The sequence below is a fragment of the Photobacterium sp. Hal280 genome, assembly GCF_037162255.1.
Lineage (GTDB): Bacteria > Pseudomonadota > Gammaproteobacteria > Enterobacterales > Vibrionaceae > Photobacterium.
This window is the reverse complement of record NZ_JARLUO010000005.1, coordinates 284,155-307,205: the sequence shown is the minus strand read 5'-3', so window position 1 is coordinate 307,205 and position 23,051 is coordinate 284,155. Positions and strand designations below refer to the sequence as shown.

The following is a 23,051-nucleotide window of genomic DNA, read 5'->3' as shown; positions in this document are numbered from 1 at the left end:
TAATGCGCTTGACGCTAGTTAGATTATTTTTTCTGTTCGTTCAGGGCACGGATACGGCTTGCCAGCGAGTACAGGCGGATAAAGCCACCCGCATGGCTGTGGTCGTACACTTCGTCTTCACCGAAGGTTGCGAACTCTTCCGAGTACAGGCTGTTCGGCGAACGTTTCTGAACGGCAGTGACCTGACCTTTGTACAGTTTCAGCACCACTTCGCCATTGACGTCCTGCGCCAGCTCATTGGCAGCGGCCAGCAGTGAACGACACAGCGGCGTAAACCAGCGGCCATCGTAAATCAGGTGTGAGGCTTTCAGGCCGATGCTTTCACGGAATTCAAACGACTCTTTGTCCAGGACCAGTTGTTCAACGGCACGCAGGGCTTCCATCATGATGGTGCCTCCCGGTGTCTCATAACAACCACGGGATTTGATCCCCACCAGACGGTTCTCGACGATATCGATCCGACCGACACCGTGCTCGGCACCTTTCTTGTTCAGATACACCAGGGCTTCATACGGTGACATGGCTTTGCCGTCTACCGCCACAATTTCACCTTTTTCGATCAGTACAGACACTTCTTCCGGAGTGTTCGGCGCATCTTCAGGATCTTTGGTCCACACCCAGCACAGCTCGTTCGACTGGTTCCAGGTGTTTTCCAGCACGCCGCCTTCGGTTGAAATGTGCCAGGCGTTCGCATCACGGGAATAGATTTTTTCCAGCGTTGCCGTGGTTGGAATCTTACGCTCGGCCAGATAATCCAGCAGGGCTTCACGGCTGCGCAGATCCCATTCACGCCACGGGGCGATCACCGTCAGCTGTGGTGCCAGTGCCGCGTAGGCACTCTCGAAACGCACCTGATCGTTGCCTTTACCGGTACAACCGTGGCACAGGGCATCTGCGCCCACTTCCAGCGCACACTCCACCTGGGCTTTGGCGATAATCGGACGGGCCATTGAGGTACCCAGCAGGTATTTGCCTTCATAAACAGCGCCGGTTTTCAGACTTGGATAGATATAGTCCTTGACCATTTCTTCTTTCAGATCGGCGATATAACAAGCCGATGCACCTGACGCCAGGGCTTTCTCTTCAATGCCGACCAGTTCCTCTTCGCCCTGGCCCACATCGGCCACAAAGGCAATCACTTCACAGTCATAGTTCTCTTTCAGCCATGGAATGATGGCCGAAGTGTCCAGACCGCCGGAATAGGCCAATACAACTTTACTTACCTTGCTCATTGTTACTCTCCTCTGTTGCCTGCGCGACGGTCTACCCGTTCAGGCGATATCAATCTTTATTGTTTGAAACATCAAACGAAATCAGGGTAATTTTTATATCCAAACGCCGGGTTGCCGCCAGCGTTTGTACTCAATTCTGCTGGTTCAGAGCACAAATCGGGTGCCGATTTGCTCACCGTCAAACAGATTCACCAACTGCTCAGGGTAGCGCCAGCCGGCAATTTCGACTGCACGTCCCAGCCCTTTGGCTGCCTCAAACGCGGCTTTCACTTTGACAATCATGCCATCGGTGATCACCGCCTGCTGGATCAGCGCATCTGCCTGAGGCTCGCTCAGCGAGGCAATCAGATGTCCTTTGCCATCCAGTACGCCACTGACATCCGACAGCAGCACCAGTTCGGCATCCAGTGCCGCGGCTACGGCCACCGCCGCCTGATCCGCATTGACATTCATCAGCTCACCGTCAGCCGTCAGGCCAATCGAGCTGACAATCGGCAGGTAACCTGCCGCAATAATACCGGACACTAAGTGACTGTTTCCGGGTGCAGCTTTGCCGACCGCACCCAGCTCAGGGTCCAGCTCAGTAACCTGACACAGCCCCCCGTCTGCCAAGCTTAATCCCACCGCTTTCACCCCGGACTTGATGGCCTGGCCCTGCAGCATTTTATTGGCCGTGCCCGCCAAGGCGCCGGCAATCACGCCGATTTGGTCGGCAGGCGTCACACGTAACCCCTGTTTTTTCACCGTCGGCAGGTTCAGTTTTTTCATCAGGTCATCGACCAGATAGCCGCCGCCATGGACCAGTACCAACGGCCGGTTAGCCTTGGCCTGATAGGCATTGATGGCACCAAATACTTTTTCCAGCGTGTCGGTGCACGACAACACTGCTCCACCCAATTTGATTACTAACGGCGACTGTTCCATCCCGGTTCTCCTTTCAACAGCCAGACTTAACCAACCAACGCGGTCAATGGCGCAAAACCATTACGAATATTTATGCACTGCATCGCCTGAGACGATGCGCCTTTTAATAAGTTGTCGATAGCCGACGTGAGGATCACATGCTGCCCCTGCACTTTCCAGCCAATATCACAGAAGCAAGTATTCACCACATCCTGCAAACGTGCTGCGTTATTGCCTAAAAGCCGCACCGCCTGATCCCCCGGCTGGGTATAGGCCGCTTCCATCGCTGCCGTCACTGCTTCCGGGGTGACCCCTGGCGCCAGCTTGGCCGTAATCGTGGCCAGAATGCCCCGTTTGAAATTGCCCAGATGCGGGGTAAAGATGACATCAGTGCCCAGGTGCGCGGCAATTTCCGGCTGATGACGGTGGGTAAAGACACCGTAGGCCATCAGGCTGACTTCGCAGAAACTGTTGGTCATGCTGGCTTTACGGCCGGCACCAGACACACCGCTGACCGCATTGATCACAGGCCATTGCTGAGTGTCGAGCAAGCCCGCTGCCAGCAGCGGTTTCAGGGCCAGTTGGGACGCCGTCGGATAACAGCCGGGCACGGCCACCAGCTGGGCTGTGGCGATCGATTCAGCATTCCACTCCGCCAGACCGTACACTGCCGCATCCAGCCAGTTCGCGTGCTGATGCGCGAAACCGTAATACTGCGTATAAAAGTCATCCCCCTTCACCCGAAAAGCACCCGAAAGATCAAATACCTGACAGCCAGCCGCCAGGAACACAGGTGCCAGGTCATGGCTGACTTCATGCGCGGTTGCCAGCAACACAATATCGGACGCCTGTGCCACCGCGGCCACATCCGTCAGAGGCTGCAATGGCAGGTCAATCTGCCCGCGCAACTGGCCATGCAGCTCACTGATCGCCTTGTTGGCGTCTAAGCTGTTTTCAGACACATAAAGTCCGGCCAATTGCAGATGCGGGTGTTTATGGACCATAGCGGCCAGCTCTGCGCCGGTATAACCGCTGGCACCGATGATAGATGTGTTCAACATATTGGATCCCGTTGTCATCGTTGTGAAATTCACTATCAAGAAAATATAACTGCTGCGTGTTCAGCGTGTGGCGCCGGGCAGGCGCAATAGAAAGGTGCCAGAGGCACCAGGCGATATTGACTTAGCGTCGTCGGAAGGAATACTGCTTGTAATTCATCGCCTGGTTCATACTACAACTGATGGCCTCTGGTCATTCGGATAAAAGGGTTGTTAAACCTGATTCTCTGCCGGGAAAGGTTCAAGTGAACCCCCAAACCGCAAAGAATATTTTTATTCACTTATTATGAATTTTTATATTTACCTTTTCCTGCCTTTTGTGTCAAGAGAAGCAGAAGAAAAAATGCCTTTCCTGGCGCGGAACCAGTGTTAAAGCGCACGCTAAAACTGTAAAGGTAAAGAAAGTAAATTACAGGAATGAGACACACAGCGGCCTTATGCAGGATAAACTGGTGGGATTTTGGTCTAAAAAGGGTGCACTTATTGACCTTTCGCCCCAATGAAGGCTAGATTGTTGGCTACGCCTTGGCGATTGGATGTAACAAAATTACGATATGGATGCGATATGAACGAAAAGTACAGTGCGTTAAAAAGCAATGTCAGTATGCTTGGTCACTTGCTGGGTAATACAATCAAGGACGCCCATGGCAGCGAACTGCTGGAGAAAGTAGAAACCATTCGGAAACTGTCTAAGTCGGCCTGCGCCGGCAACAGCGATGACCGGGAAAAACTGATCACAGAGTTGCAGAACCTGCCGGACGATCAGTTGCTGCCTGTGACTCACGCGTTCAGTCAGTTCCTCAACCTGACCAACATCGCCGAGCAGTACCACACCATTTCCCGCCACTGCGAGGAGCTGGTGTGCAATCCGGATGAAATGGATTCACTGTTCGCCAAGCTGAAAGACGAAAAGATCGGCGAGCTCGACTCGTTGCAAGCGGTCCGCGATTTGAATATCGAACTGGTGCTGACAGCCCACCCGACCGAAATTGCCCGTCGCACCATGATTCACAAGCTGGTGCAAATCAACAAATGCCTGTCCAAACTCGAGCTGAGCGAGCTGTCCCACAGTGAGCGCCAGAAAGCCGAGCGCCGTCTGGAGCAACTGATCGCTCAGGCCTGGCATTCTGATGTGATCCGTAAACAACGCCCCAGCCCGCTTGACGAAGCCAAGTGGGGCTTTGCCGTGGTGGAAAATTCCCTGTGGCAGGCCGTACCGGAATTTCTGCGTCAGTTTGATGAGAAACTGCACCAGCACCTGGGCGAAAGCCTGCCGCTGGACGCTGCACCGGTGAAATTTTCCTCCTGGATGGGCGGCGACCGTGACGGTAACCCGTTTGTCACTGCCACGATCACTCGCGAAGTACTGCTGCTCTCCCGCTGGAAAGCGGCCGACCTGTATCTCAATGATATCCAGGAGCTGGTCAGCGAACTCTCTATGGTCGAGTGCAACAGCGAAGTGCGCGAACTGGCCAATGGTGCTCACGAACCGTATCGTGAAATCATCAAAGGCCTGCGAACCTTACTGACCCAGACCCGCGATGTGCTGGATGCCCAGATCAAGGGCAGCGACAGTGTACCGAAAGTCGCTATCCTGGAAGATATCGATCAGCTGTGGCAACCGCTGCACGCCTGTTACCGCTCCCTGCATGAGTGTGGCATGGCTATCATTGCTGATGGCTTACTGCTGGATACCCTGCGCCGTATTCAGTGTTTCGGCGTCCACCTGGTGCGCCTGGATATCCGCCAGGAAAGCACCCGCCATTCGAATGCCATTTCTGAGCTGACCCGCTATCTGGGTCTGGGCGACTACGATCAGTGGAGCGAACAGGACAAAGTGGCTTTCCTGGTTCGTGAGCTGGCGTCAAATCGTCCCCTGCTGCCCCGTAACTGGCAGCCATCGGAAGCGGTACAGGAAGTGCTGGATACCTGCCGTGTCGTGGCTGAGCAGCCGCGTCAGGCGCTGGGAGCCTATGTAATTTCCATGGCCCGTACCGCCTCGGATGTACTGGCGGTCCATTTGCTGCTCAAAGAATCCGGCTGCACCTTCCGTCTGGATGTCTGTCCGCTGTTTGAAACCCTGGACGACCTCAATAACGCTGAGGCTGTGATCACCCAGCTGATGAATATCGACTGGTACCGTGGTTTCATCCAGAACCATCAAATGGTGATGATCGGCTATTCCGACTCAGCCAAAGATGCCGGTGTCACCGCCGCAGGCTGGGCGCAATACCGCGCCATGGAAGCCCTGGTCAATGTGTGTGACGAGGCCGGTGTGGAACTGACCCTGTTCCACGGCCGTGGCGGCAGTATTGGCCGTGGCGGTGCGCCTGCGCACGCCGCCCTGCTGTCTCAGCCGCCGCGCAGCCTCAAAGGCGGCCTGCGGGTGACCGAACAAGGCGAGATGATCCGCTTTAAACTGGGTCTGCCTGATGTGGCCGTCAACAGCCTGAATCTGTACGCCAGTGCCATTCTGGAAGCCAACCTGCTGCCGCCGCCGGCGCCTAAGCAGCAATGGCGGGATGTGATGGACGTGCTGTCCGATGTTTCCTGCGAAGCCTATCGCTCGGTGGTCCGCGGCCATGACTCCTTCGTGCCTTATTTCCGTGCGGCAACGCCGGAAATGGAACTGGGCAAACTGCCACTGGGTTCACGTCCGTCCAAACGAAACCCGCAGGGCGGCGTAGAAAGCTTGCGCGCCATCCCGTGGATTTTCGCCTGGAGTCAGAACCGTCTGTTGCTGCCAGCCTGGCTGGGCGCCGGTAAAGCGATTCAGCATGTCATCGATCAGGGCCATTCTGAGCTGCTGGAAGAAATGTGCCGTGAATGGCCATTCTTCTCAACACGACTAGGTATGCTGGAAATGGTGTACAGTAAAACCAACATCCAGATTGCCGAATACTATGATCAGCGGCTGACCGATAAGAGTTTATGGCCGCTGGGACAGGAACTTCGCGATCAGCTGCAACACGATATCAAGGTGGTGCTCAACGTGGAAAACAGCGACCACCTGATGGAGCAGGATCCCTGGGGGGCCGAATCTATCCGGCTGCGTAATGTCTATGTTGAGCCACTCAACATGCTGCAGGCGGAATTACTGCACCGTACCCGCCAGCTGGAGAGCGAGTCGCCGATCCTGGAAGAAGCCCTGATGGTTACCATTGCCGGTATTGCCGCCGGTATGCGCAATACGGGTTAATATTTCGCCTCTTCGCAACATCAAACAGGTCACCGGCAGGTGGCCTGTTTTTTTGTTCACAATTTAGACAGCATAACTTTTTTCAATTCAACTAAGGTCTATATGAGTGCTGTGAATCAATTTGATTGAAACTTTGTGCACTGCGCGCAGTCTACATAATTGGACGAGCGTCACAAGATAGGTAATTGCTCACTGTTCATCATAGAATATTTATGCTTCCAGTGGTTGCAGAGAATCAATTGATGATATCCTATGTGATCTCGACCGGGCACTGCAACAAGACGATTATAAAAACGCCTGAGAGCGGAAGGGTAACGTTACGCCTGGTCGGTTTATTTTTTTGTAGTATTTTAACGGATAGAAGAGATGTCACTACCACACGTCATATTGACCGTGCTGAGTTCGCGCGATGCGACCGGCTACGACATAACAAAAGAGTTTTCTCACAGTATCGGCTATTTCTGGAAAGCCAGTCATCAGCAGGTTTACCGTGAGCTAAACAAAATGGCCACCAACAACCAGGTTACCTGTAAACTGGAACCTCAGGAAGGCAAGCCGGATCGCAAGGTCTACTCTATCACTGATCTGGGCCGTCAGGCGCTGTTTGAGTGGTTCCAGGAGCCAGCGCGCAATCCGACCATTCGTGATGAATTCTCTGCCAAACTTCTGGTTTGCGGTGTTCACAACTCACTGCCGATGCAGCGCCAGTTGGAAGCACTGATCGAGGAATCACACACCCTGATGAACCATTACCACGAGCTGGAAAAAGTTCATTTCGCCAATTACAAAGAAATGGATCGTCAGTCGCGCCTCGATCGCCTGACACTGCGTCGCGGGATCCATAACCGACAGGCTTGGATCGACTGGGCGGAAGAGGTTCTGGTGGAACTGCAAGATATCGACAGCGCCGACAGCAATGTCGCCATGGCTGCTGAGTAACCCTGCAGCCCCCGATGCACAGGCATCAGCGACCTATCGGCTCCTGCCACTCACGGGCCGATTCGCCGTGTGCCAGCCAGAGACAAAAAAAGCCGCAATGCGGCTTTTTCTTTTCCTGCCCGATACAACCATCAGGCAATGACCTCAGCTTCGGCACGCACCCCTAAGGTATGGCAGATCGCATAAGTCAGCTCAGCACGGTTCAGGGTGTAGAAGTGGAAATCTTTGACCCCTTCACGGCTCAGGACCCGCACCATATCAATCGCGTTGCTGGCTCCCACCATCTGACGGCTCAGTAAATCGTCATCCAGCCCCTGATACTGTTTCTCTAACCAGTTCGGGATTTTCACATTATTGGCCTGCGCGAAACGCTTGGCTTGCTTCATGTTCACCACAGGCAGGATGCCCGGGACGATTTCAACATCAATACCGGCGGCCACACAGCGGTCGCGAAAACGCAGGTAGCTTTCAACATCAAAAAAGAACTGAGTGATGGCACGGCTGGCACCGGCATCAACTTTACGCTTGAGGTTGATCAGATCCGCCTGGGCGCTTTTTGCTTCCGGATGCACTTCAGGGTAAGCCGCCACAGAAATATCGAAATCCGCTTCTGCACGCAACAGCTCGACCAGGTCGACCGCATACATGTCCGGCTTACCGCCCTGTGGCGGCAAATCGCCACGCAGCGCCACGATATTGCGGATCCCGTTTTTCCAGTAATCACGGGCGATGGCACGCAGTTCATCACGCGTGGCATCGATACAGGTCAGGTGAGGCGCAGCCAGCAGGCCGGTCTGCTCTTTGATATCTTTGATGATAGAGTGGGTACGGTCACGCTCGCCTGAGTTGGCACCGTAAGTCACGGACACAAATTTCGGCTTGAGCGTCTTCAGACGATGGATGGATGACCAGAGGGTTTCTTCCATCGCAGGCGAACTTGGCGGAAAGAATTCAAATGATACATTGATGGCGCCGTTCAGATCGGCGATGTTTTGATTTAGCGCATCCAAGTGACTGGCGTAAGAATAACCCATAATTGAAACCTTCCTGCTGCTGGCCTGCGGCCTTCCCTCTGAACTCTGACGCCAAACAACCATTTAGACGTCTATATGTCCACAGAATGTCTTGTAACCAAATTAATGTCAACCGCATGAACATGAATTTTTCTCAACATCAAGATCCACTTTATTCAAGTCCAGAGTTTTACTGTGCCGATTGCCCGCCAGGCAGTACCAATACTGGGAAAAAGCAGAAACAAGAAACAAAAAGGGCAGCGCACGGCTGCCCTTTGGATCTATCTCATAACGGGAAAATCTTACAAAAGCCGGGCCAGCCGGTTCAAATCCGATAATAACGCCCCTGCCGTGACATCCCTGCCCGCGCCAGGGCCGCGGATAACCAACGGATTGTCCCGGTACCAGCGGCTTTCAATCGCAAAGATGTTGTCGCAGGGCAGCAGGTTCGCCAGCGCATGCTCAGGCTCCAGCGCTTCCAGGCCCACCACGGCGTGTCCATTTTTATCCAGCCGTGCGATATAGCGCAGCACTTTTCCCTCGCGCTGTGCTTTGCTCAGGCGCGCCTGCAACCGCTCATCCAGCACATCACTGCGTTCAAAGAAAGCGTCAAGGCTCAGGGCTGCCAGCTCTTCGGGCACCAATGACTCAACTTTAACCTGCTCCGGCTCCAGCGTCAGTCCGGATTCACGGGCTAAGATCACCAGCTTTCGCATCACATCGCTGCCGTCCAGATCGTGGCGCGGATCCGGCTCCGTCAGACCCTGCTGCCAGGCCTGTTCCAGTAACTGACTGAAAGGCAGACTGCCGTCGAACTGCTGGAACAGCCAGGACAGAGTGCCCGAGAAAATGCCGGATACGGCAATAATCGTATCCCCGCTGTCACGCAAATCTTTGACCGTATGATTGACCGGCAATCCGGCGCCCACCGTGGCGTTATACAGCCAGTGGCGGCTGCTTTTCTCGAACGCATCCACCACAGCGCGATAAACTTTGCCTTTTGCAGAGCCTGCGACTTTGTTGGCCGAGATCAGATGCAAGCCGTGGCTGGCAAATTCCGGGTAACGCTCTGCCAGTGCTTGGCTGGCGGTGACATCCAGTACCACCAGCTCATCATAGTCATGCTGCCCCAGAGCCGGCAGCCAGTCGGTGCCGTCTGTGGCTTCATCATCAAACCGGGTCAGTGCCTGAAGCGGCTCAATGCCCTGCAGATCCAGCCAGTAGCGCCGGCTGTCAGCCACCCCGATCAGGGTAAAGCTCATGCCGTGACGCTTTTCCAGCGCTACCTTTTCTTCTTCCAGCAGCTCCAGCCAGCGGCTGCCGATATTGCCCTTGCCACACAAGATCAGACCGATACGTTTTTGCGCCTGAAATAAATTTTGGTGGATCAGCTGAACCAGGGCCTGGGTATCGGCCTGACGCAGGACGGCGACCAGACTCAGCCCGGATTCGGCTTCGGCAATAAATTCGACCGGCTGGCCCTTTAGCTGCTGCTGGAAGCCATGACAGTGCACCGGGTTGATCACCACCCCGGCCCCTACCGCGGCCACCATAGTAAAACCGTCGCGCAAACGGATCTCAGCCGGTAAACCGCTGTCCTGCAGCAGTGCCAGTACCCCGTTGGCCACTTCGGCGGTATACGCCAGCAGAATCTGTCCTTTGTCGGTTTCCACCGCTTGAGCCAGCGGGATCAGCTGCGCTTTCGGCAGCAAAGTCGCCAGTTCGCGCTCCACCTGCGCCAGCGTCTGGGCACGTGAGACAGACAGCTCCAGCAGACAGACCTCATCCAGAGAAGTAATGATTTTTGCGCCGCGACCGGATGCCAGTACCCGTTCCACTCGGGTCGAGCCAGATTCCGGCTGCAGGCTGCAGCGCAGCGTCAGGTCGATGGCACTCTGGGCCACAGGCTGCAGCGTGCGACTGTGCAGCACGGGCGCTGCCAGACGGGCCAGCTCGTCGGCCTCATCCAGACGCAGCAAGGGCAACAGACACGCATCGCTGACCAGGCGGGGATCCGCACTGTAGACACCGGCGACATCGCTCCAGATGGTCACCCGGCTGACACCGGCCAGGGCACCGATCACAGTGGCGGAATAATCCGAGCCATTGCGACCCAGCAGCACGGTTTCACCGGCTTGATTGCTGGCCATAAAACCTGTGATCACCATACGATGGCCACTGTGCTGCGCCAGCTCATTTTGCAGCAACGGCAGTGAACGGCCGCGGTCAACTTCCGGCTGCGCGGCGCGTTCAGCACGCAGGAAGCGCCGCGAGTCCAGCGCCCTTGCCGCCATGCCTTTGTGTGTCAGCAATGCGGCCAGCAAGCGGGAGGACCAGAGTTCACCGTGTCCGAGCACCCAGGCTTGTCTGGCCGGGGTAATATCACTGTCGGTAAGCTGACCCAGCTCGCTGAATTCCAGGTGCAGCGAGGTTAACAGCTCATCCGCCACGGTTTCCTCCAGCAGCTCTTCGATAAGATGTTGCTGGAAGGTGCGCAAATCCTGCAGGCTTTCATGCGCCAACCGGCCGTCTTTGCTCAGTAAAGACAGCCACTGAATCAGGCGGTTGGTGGTTTTGCCGGCCGCCGAGACCACCACCAGATCCTCAGCGCTGGAGTATTGCGCCAGAATATGGGCGACATTCCGGTAACAGCTGGCATCCGCTAAACTGCTGCCGCCAAATTTGTGCAGCTGACGTTTCAGGGTCATTCACTGGCCTCCGCGGCTTTGGCAAAGGCCTGGGCCAGATCGGCAATCAAATCATCGGCATCTTCCAGGCCCACAGACAGACGCAGCAACGACGGCAAGATACCTGCCTCGCGCTGCGCCTCATCCGACATGGCGCGGTGGGTCATGCTGGCAGGATGCGCAATCAGACTTTCCGTGCCGCCCAGTGACTCAGCCAGAGAGAAATCGTTTAAAGACGCCACAAAGATTTCCAGCTGCTGCGTGCTGCCGGCCAGCTCAAAACTCAGCATGGAGCCAAAACCTTTTTGCTGCCGGGCCGCAATGGCATGACCCGGGTGATCCGCCAGGCTGGGGTGGTAAATCTTGCCCACCAGCGGCTGGGTTTGCAGATAGGCCAGCAGCCGGGCAGAGTTTTCTTCATGGACACGCATCCGCGCCATCAGTGTACGCACACCGCGCAGGGTCAGGTAAGCATCAAAGGGGGCGCCGGTAGCGCCGATACAGTTGGCCCACCAGGACAAGTTCTCGGCGTGCTCGCTGTCTTTGGCAATCAGCACCCCGCCCACCACATCGGAGTGACCATTGATATATTTGGTGGTGGAATGCACGACAAAGTCTGCGCCCAGGGCAATCGGCTGTTGCAGTGCCGGCGACAGAAAGGTGTTATCCACTGCGACCAGCGCCCCAGCATTATGCGCCTGCAGACACAGCTGCGCGACGTCGATCACCCGCAACAGCGGGTTGGACGGCGTTTCGACCCACACCAGTTTCGGCTTTTTCGCTAATGCCTCTGCCAGCGCCTGAGGGTTGCCCTGATCGACAAACAGTACCTTGAAGTCACCTTTGCCGGCGCGGGTATTGAACAAGCGGTAGGTACCGCCGTAGCAGTCATGCGGCGCCACAACCAGATCATCCGGCCCCAGTTGCGCCGTGGCCAGCAAGTTAATCGCCGCCGTCCCGCAGCTGGTCACCACACCGCCGGCTCCGCCTTCCAGCTCCGCCAGGGTCTCTGCCAGTAAATTACGGGTCGGATTGCCCGAGCGGGAATAATCGTATTGAGGTAAAGTCCCTAATTCAGGGAAGCCATAGGTTGAGGTCAAGTAAATCGGTGGCACCACTGCACGAAATTGCTGATCGGTTTCAATGCCGCTGCGAACAGCGATAGTAGCTGTTTTCTTGTCACTCATGTAATTTGCTTCCTTGTATCTGGGACCAGGCCAGAGGCCGACGAGAGTAAGATGCCTCAACCTTAGCGAGATTTAAAAAAGACGTCAACACTTCTAGACGTCTATATGTCTTTGCTTGTGGCAGTAAATGCCGCTAAAATTCCCCCAGACAATATTTCAAAACCCTATATCGCTGAGAAGGTAAACAATGGCAAAGTGGAACGGTGAGTACATCAGCCCTTATGCGGAACACGGCAAGAAAAATGAGCAGGTCAAGAAAATCACTGTCTCTATCCCATTAAAGGTGTTGAAAATCCTCACAGATGAACGCACCCGCCGTCAGGTCAACAACCTTCGCCACGCCACCAACAGTGAACTGCTGTGCGAGGCATTCCTGCATGCCTACACCGGCCAGCCACTGCCAACGGATGAAGATATCCGCAAAGATCGCCCTGACGATTTGCCGGCAGAAGCCAAGGCCATCATGGACAGCCTGGGCATTGAGTACGAAGACATCAACGAATAATCAAGATAACGCCCTGAGATAAAAAAACCAGCCATATGGCTGGTTTTTTCAATCATAAGCACACACTGTGTGTCATTACACTTCCATGTAACCCACAGGCATTTCAATACGGGCAACGCCGGATTCCACCGCCGCAACCGCAACCGCTTTGGCCACCCGTGGCAGCAAACGCGGATCCATAGGTTTCGGGATAATATAGTCAGGACCGAACGCCAGCTTATCCACCCCTGCAGCTTTCACCACTTCTGCCGGCACCGGTTCTTTGGCCAGTTCGCGGATCGCGTTGACGGCAGCCAGTTTCATTTCATCGTTGATTTCGCTGGCACGCACATCCAACGCACCACGGAAAATAAACGGGAAACAAATAACGTTGTTCACCTGGTTCGGATAATCCGAACGGCCGGTTCCCATGATCAGATCATTGCGAACCGCATGGGCCAGCTCAGGTTTAATTTCCGGATCCGGGTTTGAGCAGGCAAATACGATCGGCTTATCAGCCATCAGCTTGAGCGACTCAGGCGCCAGCAGATCCGGGCCAGAAACACCGACAAAGATATCCGCCCCTTCGATTACATCTTCCAGGGTGCGCTTGTCTGTGTTGTTGGCAAACAGTTGCTTATACTCATTGATATCATCACGACGGGTGTGAATCACCCCTTTGCGATCCAGCATGTAGATTTTTTCACGCTGCGCGCCGCATTTGATCAGCAGTTCCATACAGGCGACGGCCGCTGCACCGGCACCCAGGCAGATGATCACGGCTTCTTTGATATCTTTGCCCTGCAGCTCCAGTGCGTTCAGCATACCGGCAGCCGTGACAATCGCGGTACCGTGCTGGTCATCATGGAACACAGGCACCTGGCAGCGTTCAATCAGACGCTTTTCAATCTCAAAACAATCGGGTGCTTTGATATCTTCCAGGTTAATACCGCCAAAGGTATCGGCGATATTGGCTACAGTATCAACAAACTCGTCGATCGTGCGGTGTTTCACTTCGATATCAATTGAATCCAGGCCAGCGAAACGCTTGAACAGCAGGGCCTTGCCTTCCATGACCGGCTTGGAGGCCAGCGGACCAAGGTTACCCAAGCCAAGAATGGCCGTACCATTGGTAATCACGGCAACCATGTTGCCTTTACCCGTGTACTTGTACACATTCTCTGCATTCTGGGCGATTTCCCGCACCGGCTCAGCCACACCTGGGCTGTAGGCCAGAGCGAGATCTTCTACTGTATTCGCAGGCTTGCTGAGTTCAACCGAAATTTTCCCGGGGACAGGGTAAGCATGATAGTGAAGTGCTTGTTGACGAAAATCTTCAGACATAATTATTAGAATCCTGAATGGATGGATGTTCTGTTCGGTTCGGTATTGAACAATCAATCATATTCGATAGCAGCACAAAATCCTAGTTCGCACAAGCTGGTAATACCAAGGCAATGACCGTGACAGGCCAGAAGATATGCAGGAGAAAACGAGCGGGAGTCATCACGACTGATTTATCAGTCATTTAAGGCAGGGAGAAACAGCAGACAGCAAAAAGGGACGCCTGAGCGTCCCTTTTCTCGACAGTGTCTTAAAGCAATTACTTGCTAGACAGAGCGCCGAAACGCTTGTTGAATTTGTCGATACGGCCACCGGTGCTCACTTGACGCTGCTTACCAGTGTAGAATGGGTGACATTTGTCACACACATCCAGGTTGATGTCTTTTTTCATGGTTGAATTAAAGACAAAAGCGTTGCCGCAAGAACATTTTGCGTTTACAGCTGTGTATTCTGGGTGGATACCTTGTTTCATGGGAAACCTCTAAGCTAAGGCCGTGTCGCTCTCCCGATCCAAAGCCGGGCACCACACGTGGTTAATAAATACTGCCAGGCCAAAGGCGCTGGACAAATAGGCGGCGTATGATAATCAATCAGCCGACACAGATCAACCTGCAATCACAGTGTCGTCTTGCTTTGCCTCACCCCTTGTGCAAGGTACACTGCCATCTATCTGTAAGTATAAGTGATATCAGCCAATACCCATGACTGCCACCATCGCCAGGGTTGCCCTGCCCGTTCCGCTGGACAAAAGCTTTGACTACCTGATCCCCTCAGGCCAACGGCCTGTGGTCGGTGGCCGGGTACGGGTGCCGTTTGGCCGTCAGCAGCTGACCGGGATAGTGATTGCCCTGACCGGGCAGTCCGATTTTCCCCGCGACCAGCTCAAACCCCTCAAAGCCGTTCTCGATAGCGAACCGCTGTGGCAGCCGCCTTTGTTTCAGTTGCTGGAGTGGACCAGCCGCTACTACCAGTACCCTTTGGGCGATACGCTGGCCAATGCCCTGCCTTCGGCTTTACGTAAAGGCAGACCGGCTAATGCCGAGATTCGTTACTGGCAATTGACAGAAAAAGGTCAGGAACAACCTCTGGCGGCACTCAAACGGGCACCGCGGCAGGCAAAAGTGCTGACGCTGCTGCGCCATGGCGCGCTGAGTCACGATGCCTTACTCGATCAGGAGGTGAACAGCACCACCCTGAAAACGCTGGCCGAAAAAGGCTGGGTCGACAGTTTTCACACCACAGCGCCCAGCGGCCACTGGCCCACGGATTTCGCGGTCACCGAAGAGAAACCCCGCCTCAACGAAGAGCAGGCGCTGGCGATTGCCAGCGTTAATGCCAACCCGGATTATGCCTGTTATTTACTGGAAGGTGTGACGGGTTCAGGCAAGACCGAAGTCTATCTCAACCTGATTGAGCCGGTACTGGCCGCCGGCAAACAAGCCCTGGTGCTGGTGCCGGAAATTGGTCTGACGCCACAGACCATCAACCGTTTTCAGCGCCGCTTCAATGTGCCGCTGTTCACCATCCACTCCGGCCTGAATGATACCGAGCGCCTCAGCGCCTGGCTGGCCGGTCGCGACAATCAGGCCGGCATCATTATTGGGACCCGCTCTGCCCTGTTCACCCCGTTCGCGGATCTCGGCATCATCATTGTCGATGAAGAGCATGACCCGTCTTATAAGCAGCAGGACAGCCTGCGCTATCATGCCAGAGACATGGCCGTGCTGCGGGCCAGCAAAGAAAACATTCCGATTGTGCTCGGTTCAGCCACCCCGGCACTGGAAACCCTGCACAATGCCAAAACCGGCAAATACCACCATCTGCACCTGACCCGCCGCGCCGGTAACGCTCAGGCCGCCCGGCATGGGGTACTGGACATGAAGGGGCTCCATCTGGAGGCGGGGCTGTCCGCGCCGCTAATTGCCCGGATGCGCCAGCATCTGAGCGCCGGTAATCAGGTGATGCTGTTTCTCAACCGCCGCGGGTTCGCGCCCGCGCTGATGTGCCACGAATGTGGCTGGCTGGCTGAATGTAAACGCTGCGATGCGTATTACACTTACCATCAGCACTCCGGCGAGCTGCGCTGCCACCATTGTCAGACCCAGCGCCCTGTCATGCCCCAATGCCAGCAGTGCGGTTCAACCCAGCTCCAGACAGTCGGGGTCGGCACCGAGCAGCTTGAACATCAGCTCGCCACCCTGTTCCCTGAGTTCCGCACAGTACGTATTGACCGCGACAGCACCCGCCGTAAAGGCAGCCTGGACAATTACCTGGAAGCAGTCAGGAACAAGGAATACCAGATCCTGATCGGCACCCAGATGCTGGCCAAAGGTCACCACTTTCCCGACGTAACCCTGGTGGCGCTGGTCGATGTCGACAGCGCCCTGTTCAGCAATGACTTTCGTGCAGCGGAGCGGCTGGCACAGCTGTTCATCCAGGTCGCAGGCCGCGCCGGGCGCGCCAGCAAACCGGGGGAAGTCCTGCTGCAAACCCACCATCCGGAACACAGCCTGCTTCAGGCCCTGCTCTACAAAGGGTACGATCACTTTGCCGCCCAGGCGCTGACAGAGCGCCGCCAGGCTATGCTGCCGCCTTTTACCTATCTGGCCCTGTTCAGAGCCGAGGCCGCACAAAGTGAACTGACCGAGCAATTTCTGCATCAGGTGCGCGGCATTCTGGAAACCAGTCCGCTGTTTGAGGCCCACACGCTGGTGCTGGGGCCCAATCCGGCACCGCTCTCCCGCCGCGCCGGCCGCTACCGGTGGCAGTTACTGCTGCAGGCACCCGACCGGAAAACCCTGCAAACTTTGCTGTCTGTGGCGCGTCCTGCTATTAACTTGCTGCCATTGGCGCGGAAAGTGCGCTGGTCACTGGACGTCGAACCTCAGGATTTAAGCTGAAGATAAGACAATTAATGCGATTTGGATCACAAGCCCAATGTAATTTATGCTATTTGGCACATGTTTAAACCCGCATAAAGCGCCTACAATAACAGGCTTGTTGGACCAGGTTTCTGCACCGATTTGGTTGCGATCCTCCAGCATTATTGAGAGAAATGTCTTAGAGAGGAACTATTTATGGCGACAATGAAGGATGTTGCCCAGCTCGCCGGAGTCTCGACCGCGACCGTGTCGCGCGCGCTGATGAACCCGGAGAAAGTGTCAGCCTCGACCCGTAAAAAAGTCGAACAGGCTGTCATGGATGCTGGCTATTCCCCCAACTCCCTGGCTCGTAACCTGAGGCGCAATGAATCGAAAACCATTGTCGCTATCGTCCCTGACATCTGCGATCCCTATTTCACGGAAATTATCCGGGGCATAGAAGAAGCGGCGATGGAATATGGCTATCTGGTACTGCTGGGCGACAGCGGCCAGCAGAAAAGCCGGGAGAATTCATTCGTGAATCTGGTGTTTACCAAACAGGCGGACGGCATGTTACTGCTGGGCACGGATTTACCCTTTGATATCAGCAAACCGGAGCAGAAGAACCTGCCGCCTATGGTGATGGCCTGTGAGTTTGCCCCTGAGCTGGAGCTGCCGACCGTCCACATTGATAACCTGACCGCCGCGTTTGAAGCCGTGAACTACCTGACCCAGATGGGCCACAAGCACATCGCCCAGATCACAGGTCCCGACACTGCCATGCTCTGCCAGTTCCGCTCTCAGGGTTATCAGCAGGCCCTGCGCCGCGCCGGCACTGAGCTGAATCCGGCTTACACAGTAAAAAGTGATTTCACCTTTGCCGGTGGAGCCCGCGCCGTGACTACCCTGCTCTCGCTGCCAGAGCCGCCGACTGCCCTGCTGTGCCACAACGATGTCATGGCCATCGGCGCCATGCAGCAAGCCAAGCGGTTAGGGATCAATGTCCCTCAGGATCTGTCCATCGTCGGGTTTGATGATATTCAGTTCGCCGAATACTGCGATCCGCCGCTGACCACAGTGTCACAGCCCCGCTATGAAATTGGCCGTCAGTCGATGCTGATGCTGCTGGACATACTGCAGGGTAAGGACATCGCTGCCGGTTCGCGCCTGCTGGATGCCAAACTGGTCATCCGGGAAAGTGCCGCGCCACCGCCAGGCAATCCGCAATAGCCACCGCGACCTGAGCTGAAAAAATCATCACTTTGAGCAAAAGGTCACAGAATGATCGGGAAGCGCTGCCTCTTCGGCAGGTACCGGCTTCCCGACACTAGCCAGTGTGAGCACTTCTTTGTACCATGTCTGACCATTAGTCCAACAATCATCAAAACATTGTGGCAACCAAAGATTACGTCAAGCGAGGCCGGGCCGCGAAAAAGCCCGCCAGAAGAACGCCTTCCCGCAGCAGTAAACCCAGTGGCCAGTTCCCGGTAAAATGGGCACTGATCGCCTTGTGCCTGGTGATTGCCCTCGGCTATGGCTTATATTTTCTGTCTTCGTCACCCAAGCCAGCGGCATCCCACGCGACCCCGGTTCAGCCGGCGCCGGTCACAGTCAAAGACAAAACGCCGCCTGCACCTGCCGTCAAACCCAAGCAGGAAACCAGCACCAAAGTCGACACCAAGCCTGTGACTGCGCCGAAGCAACAAGAAAAATTACCGCCTAAACCGGCAGAAAAATGGCGCTACATCGAAGAGCTGGAAAATAAAGAAGTACAGGTGGAAGCGAAAAAAGTGCCGGATAAGCCGGGTCGCCCTTATCTGATGCAGTGTGGCGCTTACCGCTCGCCAGGCCAGGCAGAAGAGCGCAAAGCCATGATTGCTTTCCAGGGGCTCACCAGCCAGATCAAAGTGTCTCAGGGAGAAAAAGGCAGTTGGTATCGCGTAGTACTCGGCCCTTACCCGCAGAAACGCAAAGCCGAAAGTGATCGCAATATGCTGCGACGAGCCGGGATTGAACCTTGCGCCATCTGGTACTGGGACGCCTGAGTCGTTTGCTGACCTGAGAACAGCTCACGACACTGATGAAGGATGCTGAAGCAGACAAAACGCTGCCAAGGCATCCTTTTTTTATGGCCTTCACTGCGCAGATTCTCTTGTTTGCCTTGAAATCGGAAACCGCCATCCCCAGATCTGCGGCTATACCCATACCGGCCCACGAGCCGGACTGATGCTAAGAGGTAATACCGTGACAACCATAGTCTCTGTACGTCGCAATGGAAAAGTCGTCATCGCCGGTGATGGCCAGGTCTCACTGGGCAATACCGTCATGAAGGGCAATGCCCGCAAAGTCCGCCGCTTATACAACAATCAGGTACTGGCAGGATTCGCCGGCGGTACCGCCGATGCCTTCACCCTGTTCGAGCGCTTCGAACGCAAGCTGGAAATGCACCAGGGGCACCTGATGAAAGCCGCGGTTGAACTGGCCAAAGACTGGCGTACCGACCGCAGCCTGCGCCGCCTGGAAGCCTTGCTGGCCGTTGCGGATGCCACCGCCTCGCTGATCATCACCGGGAACGGTGATGTGGTTCAGCCGGAAAACGACCTGATTGCCATCGGCTCAGGCGGTAATTTTGCGTTATCCGCAGCCCGGGCGCTGCTGGAAAACACCGAGCTGGATGCTCGCACCATAGCTGAGAAGTCGCTGACCATTGCTGGTGATATCTGCGTTTACACCAATGACTTCCAGACTGTTGAAGAACTCGATACCCAGTAAGGATTCCCCATGTCTGAAATGACTCCCCGCGAAATTGTTCATGAACTGAACCGCCATATTATCGGCCAGGACAAGGCCAAGCGTGCCGTGGCGATTGCGCTGCGTAACCGCTGGCGTCGCATGCAGCTGCCGGAAGAGCTGCGCGTTGAAGTAACCCCGAAAAACATCCTGATGATAGGGCCGACCGGTGTCGGTAAAACCGAGATCGCCCGCCGTCTGGCCAAACTGGCCAACGCGCCTTTCATCAAAGTGGAAGCCACCAAATTCACCGAAGTCGGTTATGTCGGCAAAGAAGTGGAAACCATTATCCGCGATCTGACTGACGTTGCGGTCAAAATGACCCACCAGCAGGCCACCGAAAAAGTCCGCTTCCGCGCTGAAGAGCTGGCCGAAGACCGCATCCTGGATGTCTTGCTCCCGCCACCGCGTGATGCCTGGGGCAAAAATGAAGAAAGCGACACCAATTCGGCCACCCGTCAGTCATTTCGCAAAAAGCTGCGCGAAGGCAAGCTGGATGACAAGGAAATCGAAATTGACGTCGCCGCGCCGCAAATGGGCGTTGAGATCATGGCCCCTCCCGGCATGGAAGAAATGACCAATCAGCTGCAGGGCATGTTCCAGAATCTGGCGGGCAACACCACCAAAAAGCGCAAGATGAAAATCAAAGATGCGCTCAAAGCGGTGACCGAAGATGAAGCCGCCAAACTGGTCAATCAGGAAGAGCTGAAAGAGCAGGCGATCCACGCGGTCGAGAACAACGGTATCGTCTTCATTGATGAAATCGATAAAATCTGTAAGCGTGGCGAAAGTTCAGGCCCGGATGTGTCCCGCGAAGGGGTTCAGCGTGACCTGCTGCCGCTGGTGGAAGGGTCCACGGTCTCAACCAAGCATGGCATGGTCAGAACCGATCACATCCTGTTTATCGCTTCCGGCGCCTTCCAGGTGGCACGTCCGTCTGATCTGATCCCTGAGCTGCAGGGCCGTCTGCCGATTCGTGTTGAACTCGAAGCCCTGACCAGCGAAGACTTCAAGCGCATCCTGACCGAGCCGAACGCCTCGCTGACCGAGCAGTACCGCGCCCTGATGGCTACGGAAAATGTCACCATCAGCTTTACTGAAGATGGCATTGCCCAGATTGCCGATGCAGCCTGGCAGGTCAACGAGCGTACTGAGAATATCGGTGCCCGCCGTCTGCACACTGTGCTGGAGCGCCTGATGGAAGAGTTGTCTTATGATGCTTCCGAACAGGGCGGTAAAGAGCAGATCATCGACAAAGCCTATGTGCATGCCCATCTGGGCGAGCTGGTGGAAGACGAAGATCTCAGCCGCTTTATTCTGTAACCCAACCTGTTACTAGCGGGGGTTCACTGAACCACTCAGTGCTCCGGACACAGCGGGATGCCAGATTCTCAACTGGCATCCCGTTTTTTATCTTCTTGTTGCGCCAGAACAACATTCTTTTCTGCCATCGGGCCATACTCACACCCTATGATGTCTTTATCTTAGGATCTTGGCTTTGTCCTCTCTCTCCGTCTGGCTGGATGCGACCCGGCCCAAAACCCTGCTGCTGGCTGTGGCCGCTTTGCTGTGCGGTAACAGCCTGGCCGCTGCCCAGGGACACTTTTCACCGGCGATCGCCCTGCTGGCACTGCTGACCGCTTTGCTGCTCCAGATCTTGTCGAATCTGGCCAACGATTATGGCGACGTACGCAAAGGTACGGATAACCGCCACCGGCTGGGGCCGCAGCGCGGACTTCAGCAGGGCCGGATTAGCCTCACAGCCATGCGGGCAGCCATCACCGTGACCCTGGTATTTACCACGCTGAGCGGCATCGCCCTGCTCTGGCTGGCCCGGCCGTCCACCACAGTCCTGCTGAGCTTTATGGCGCTGGGAATCGCTTCTGTGCTGGCAGCACTGGCCTACACCCTAGGCGCCAAACCTTATGGCTATCGCGGACTGGGCGATCCTGCCGTGCTGATCTTCTTCGGCTGGGTCGCCGTCGGCGGTGGCTATTACCTGCAAAGCCACCAGTTTCAATGGGTCATCTTACTGCCAGCGACCGCCAGCGGATTGCTGGCGGTCGGGGTACTGAATCTCAACAACCTGCGGGATATTGATAACGACAGGCAATGCGGAAAACTCACCCTGGCGGCAAGACTCGGCCCCGCGGCAGGCCGATGGTATCACCTGCTGCTCATGGTATTCAGCTTGCTCGGCTTTGCGGCCTATGCCCTGCTGACGGCCCGCTCGGCGTGGGGCTGGCTGTTTCTGCTGGCCGCTCCTTGGTTGCTGGCGCATGCCGCTCACGTACTGGCCGCGCAAAAAGCACAATCATTGGCTCCGATGCTGGGCTTACTGGCTAAAATCGCACTGGTGACTAACCTGCTGTTTGCCATCGGGTTGCTTGCCGACCGCTAAAGCATAGCGCCGAGATTGCAATGCAGCCTGAGCTGGTTATACTTTCAGCAAGTTAGTGAATAGGCGCTTTCTGCATCCTGTCCTACTGAATATTACTGCCAATAAAGAAGCGAGCTTATGGAATACAATACCTCTGAACTCTGTGATATTTACCTCGACCTGGTTGATGTGGTTGAGCCAATGTTCAGCTCTTACGGTGGCCGAAGCTCATTCGGAGGCCAGATCACCACAGTAAAATGTTTTGAAGACAATGGCCTGCTTCAGAGTGTGCTGGCCGAACCTGGCGCTGGGCGAGTCCTGTTAATTGATGGTGGCGGTTCGCTTCGTCGCGCACTGATTGACGCCGAGCTGGCACAACTGGCAGTACAGAGTGAGTGGGAAGGGATCATCGTGTATGGCTGTGTGCGCCATGTCGATGAATTAGATGAGCTGGATATCGGCATTCAGGCCATGGCCTCGATCCCTGTTGGTGCTGACAAGCAAGGGACGGGCGAAGTCGACGTTGCTGTGAATTTCGGTGGCGTTACCTTCCTGCCGGAAGACCATCTCTATGCCGACAATACCGGGGTGATTCTGTCGCCTGAACCGCTGGATATCGACTGATAGCCGCTGGCTGCATGAACACTAAAAAAAACAGAGCCCAACGGCTCTGTTTTTTCTTGCCGATGGCGGCGGCGGACATTACTCCACTGTCTCCATTTTACCCAGCAGCGTACGGACCCGCTCCTGCCACGCCTGATGATCATTGCGCAGCTTCTCATTGTCCTGGACCAGCGACTCACGATCGGCGCGCAGTTCCTGAGCAAGGTTGACCAGATTATCGTTTTTCTCTTTCAGTTCTTCCACTTCCATCTGCAGCAGGGAAATGGTGTCGACAGCCATTTGCACTTTGGCTTCCAGCTGTTCCAGCATCTCTAAAGACATAGTTTTCACCCTATCAGCACCTGCGCAAG

At 55.4% G+C, this 23,051-nt stretch carries 19 protein-coding genes; 10 read left to right on the top strand and 9 right to left on the bottom strand.

The annotated features are described in order from the left end of the window. Positions 1–23: 23 nt before the first annotated feature. The 3 genes from P4S53_RS10520 to argC form a co-directional block, all read right to left on the bottom strand. Entirely contained in the window at positions 24–1,232 is a 1,209-nt protein-coding gene (locus P4S53_RS10520) for an argininosuccinate synthase (RefSeq protein WP_046220339.1), read from the bottom strand. Positions 1,233–1,376: 144 nt separating this feature from the next. Further along, positions 1,377–2,156, bottom strand: coding sequence for an acetylglutamate kinase (gene argB / locus P4S53_RS10515; protein ID WP_046220340.1), 780 nt, complete (start codon positions 2,154–2,156; stop codon positions 1,377–1,379). Positions 2,157–2,182: 26 nt separating this feature from the next. Then, a complete protein-coding gene (gene argC, locus P4S53_RS10510) occupies positions 2,183–3,196 on the bottom strand; it encodes an N-acetyl-gamma-glutamyl-phosphate reductase (RefSeq protein ID WP_337112657.1) in 1,014 nt (337 codons plus the stop codon). A gap of 562 nt (positions 3,197–3,758) precedes the next feature. Here argC and ppc point away from each other — a divergent pair. Further along, positions 3,759–6,392, top strand: a complete 2,634-nt coding sequence (gene ppc, locus P4S53_RS10505) for a phosphoenolpyruvate carboxylase (RefSeq protein ID WP_337112656.1) — start codon at positions 3,759–3,761, stop codon at positions 6,390–6,392. A gap of 366 nt (positions 6,393–6,758) precedes the next feature. Further along, positions 6,759–7,331 (top strand): PadR family transcriptional regulator, encoded by a 573-nt coding sequence (locus tag P4S53_RS10500; RefSeq protein ID WP_120513767.1) that lies wholly within the window; start codon positions 6,759–6,761, stop codon positions 7,329–7,331. A 131-nt stretch (positions 7,332–7,462) separates the two neighbouring features. Here P4S53_RS10500 and metF read toward each other — a convergent pair whose 3' ends face one another. From metF to P4S53_RS10485, 3 genes are all read right to left on the bottom strand, one after another. Continuing rightward, positions 7,463–8,365, bottom strand: a complete 903-nt coding sequence (gene metF, locus P4S53_RS10495) for a methylenetetrahydrofolate reductase (RefSeq protein WP_337112655.1) — start codon at positions 8,363–8,365, stop codon at positions 7,463–7,465. A gap of 281 nt (positions 8,366–8,646) precedes the next feature. Then, positions 8,647–11,052, bottom strand: coding sequence for a bifunctional aspartate kinase/homoserine dehydrogenase II (locus P4S53_RS10490; RefSeq protein WP_337112654.1), 2,406 nt, complete (start codon positions 11,050–11,052; stop codon positions 8,647–8,649). Then, the gene (locus tag P4S53_RS10485; protein WP_337112653.1) at positions 11,049–12,218 is read right to left on the bottom strand and encodes an O-succinylhomoserine (thiol)-lyase; all 1,170 of its coding nucleotides are present in this window, start codon (positions 12,216–12,218) and stop codon (positions 11,049–11,051) included. Before P4S53_RS10485 ends, P4S53_RS10490 begins: the two co-directional genes overlap by 4 nt. Positions 12,219–12,405: 187 nt before the next feature. On the opposite strand from P4S53_RS10485, the gene metJ reads away from it, so the two are divergent. After that, the gene (gene metJ, locus P4S53_RS10480) at positions 12,406–12,723 is read left to right on the top strand and encodes a met regulon transcriptional regulator MetJ (protein ID WP_027250617.1); all 318 of its coding nucleotides are present in this window, start codon (positions 12,406–12,408) and stop codon (positions 12,721–12,723) included. 75 nt (positions 12,724–12,798) lie between these two features. On the opposite strand, the gene P4S53_RS10475 is transcribed toward metJ, so the two are convergent. Both P4S53_RS10475 and rpmE read right to left on the bottom strand, forming a co-directional pair. Next, positions 12,799–14,046 (bottom strand): malic enzyme-like NAD(P)-binding protein, encoded by a 1,248-nt coding sequence (locus tag P4S53_RS10475; RefSeq protein ID WP_337112652.1) that lies wholly within the window; start codon positions 14,044–14,046, stop codon positions 12,799–12,801. A gap of 259 nt (positions 14,047–14,305) precedes the next feature. After that, complete coding sequence (rpmE, locus tag P4S53_RS10470) at positions 14,306–14,518, bottom strand: 50S ribosomal protein L31 (RefSeq protein WP_027250615.1); 213 nt, start codon at positions 14,516–14,518, stop codon at positions 14,306–14,308. A gap of 229 nt (positions 14,519–14,747) precedes the next feature. Here rpmE and priA point away from each other — a divergent pair, with 229 nt between their 5' ends. The 7 genes from priA (at position 14,748) to rraA (ending at position 22,701) form a co-directional block, all read left to right on the top strand. Then, the gene (gene priA, locus P4S53_RS10465) at positions 14,748–16,946 is read left to right on the top strand and encodes a primosomal protein N' (protein ID WP_337112651.1); all 2,199 of its coding nucleotides are present in this window, start codon (positions 14,748–14,750) and stop codon (positions 16,944–16,946) included. Between the two features lie 177 nt (positions 16,947–17,123). Further along, the gene (gene cytR, locus P4S53_RS10460; protein ID WP_337112650.1) at positions 17,124–18,137 is read left to right on the top strand and encodes a DNA-binding transcriptional regulator CytR; all 1,014 of its coding nucleotides are present in this window, start codon (positions 17,124–17,126) and stop codon (positions 18,135–18,137) included. Between the two features lie 161 nt (positions 18,138–18,298). Next, a complete protein-coding gene (locus tag P4S53_RS10455) occupies positions 18,299–18,952 on the top strand; it encodes an SPOR domain-containing protein (RefSeq protein WP_337112649.1) in 654 nt (217 codons plus the stop codon). A 199-nt stretch (positions 18,953–19,151) separates the two neighbouring features. Further along, a complete protein-coding gene (hslV, locus tag P4S53_RS10450) occupies positions 19,152–19,679 on the top strand; it encodes an ATP-dependent protease subunit HslV (protein WP_027250611.1) in 528 nt (175 codons plus the stop codon). 9 nt (positions 19,680–19,688) lie between these two features. After that, entirely contained in the window at positions 19,689–21,020 is a 1,332-nt protein-coding gene (gene hslU, locus P4S53_RS10445; protein ID WP_120513759.1) for an HslU--HslV peptidase ATPase subunit, read from the top strand. Positions 21,021–21,189: 169 nt separating this feature from the next. After that, positions 21,190–22,098 (top strand): 1,4-dihydroxy-2-naphthoate polyprenyltransferase, encoded by a 909-nt coding sequence (locus tag P4S53_RS10440; RefSeq protein ID WP_337112648.1) that lies wholly within the window; start codon positions 21,190–21,192, stop codon positions 22,096–22,098. A 117-nt stretch (positions 22,099–22,215) separates the two neighbouring features. After that, positions 22,216–22,701, top strand: coding sequence for a ribonuclease E activity regulator RraA (rraA, locus tag P4S53_RS10435; protein WP_337112647.1), 486 nt, complete (start codon positions 22,216–22,218; stop codon positions 22,699–22,701). A gap of 78 nt (positions 22,702–22,779) precedes the next feature. On the opposite strand, the gene zapB is transcribed toward rraA, so the two are convergent. Beyond that, positions 22,780–23,022 carry a cell division protein ZapB gene (gene zapB / locus P4S53_RS10430; protein ID WP_120513757.1) on the bottom strand — a complete coding sequence of 81 codons (243 nt, stop codon included), beginning with the start codon at positions 23,020–23,022 and terminating at the stop codon, positions 22,780–22,782. Between the last annotated feature and the right edge of the window lie 29 nt (positions 23,023–23,051).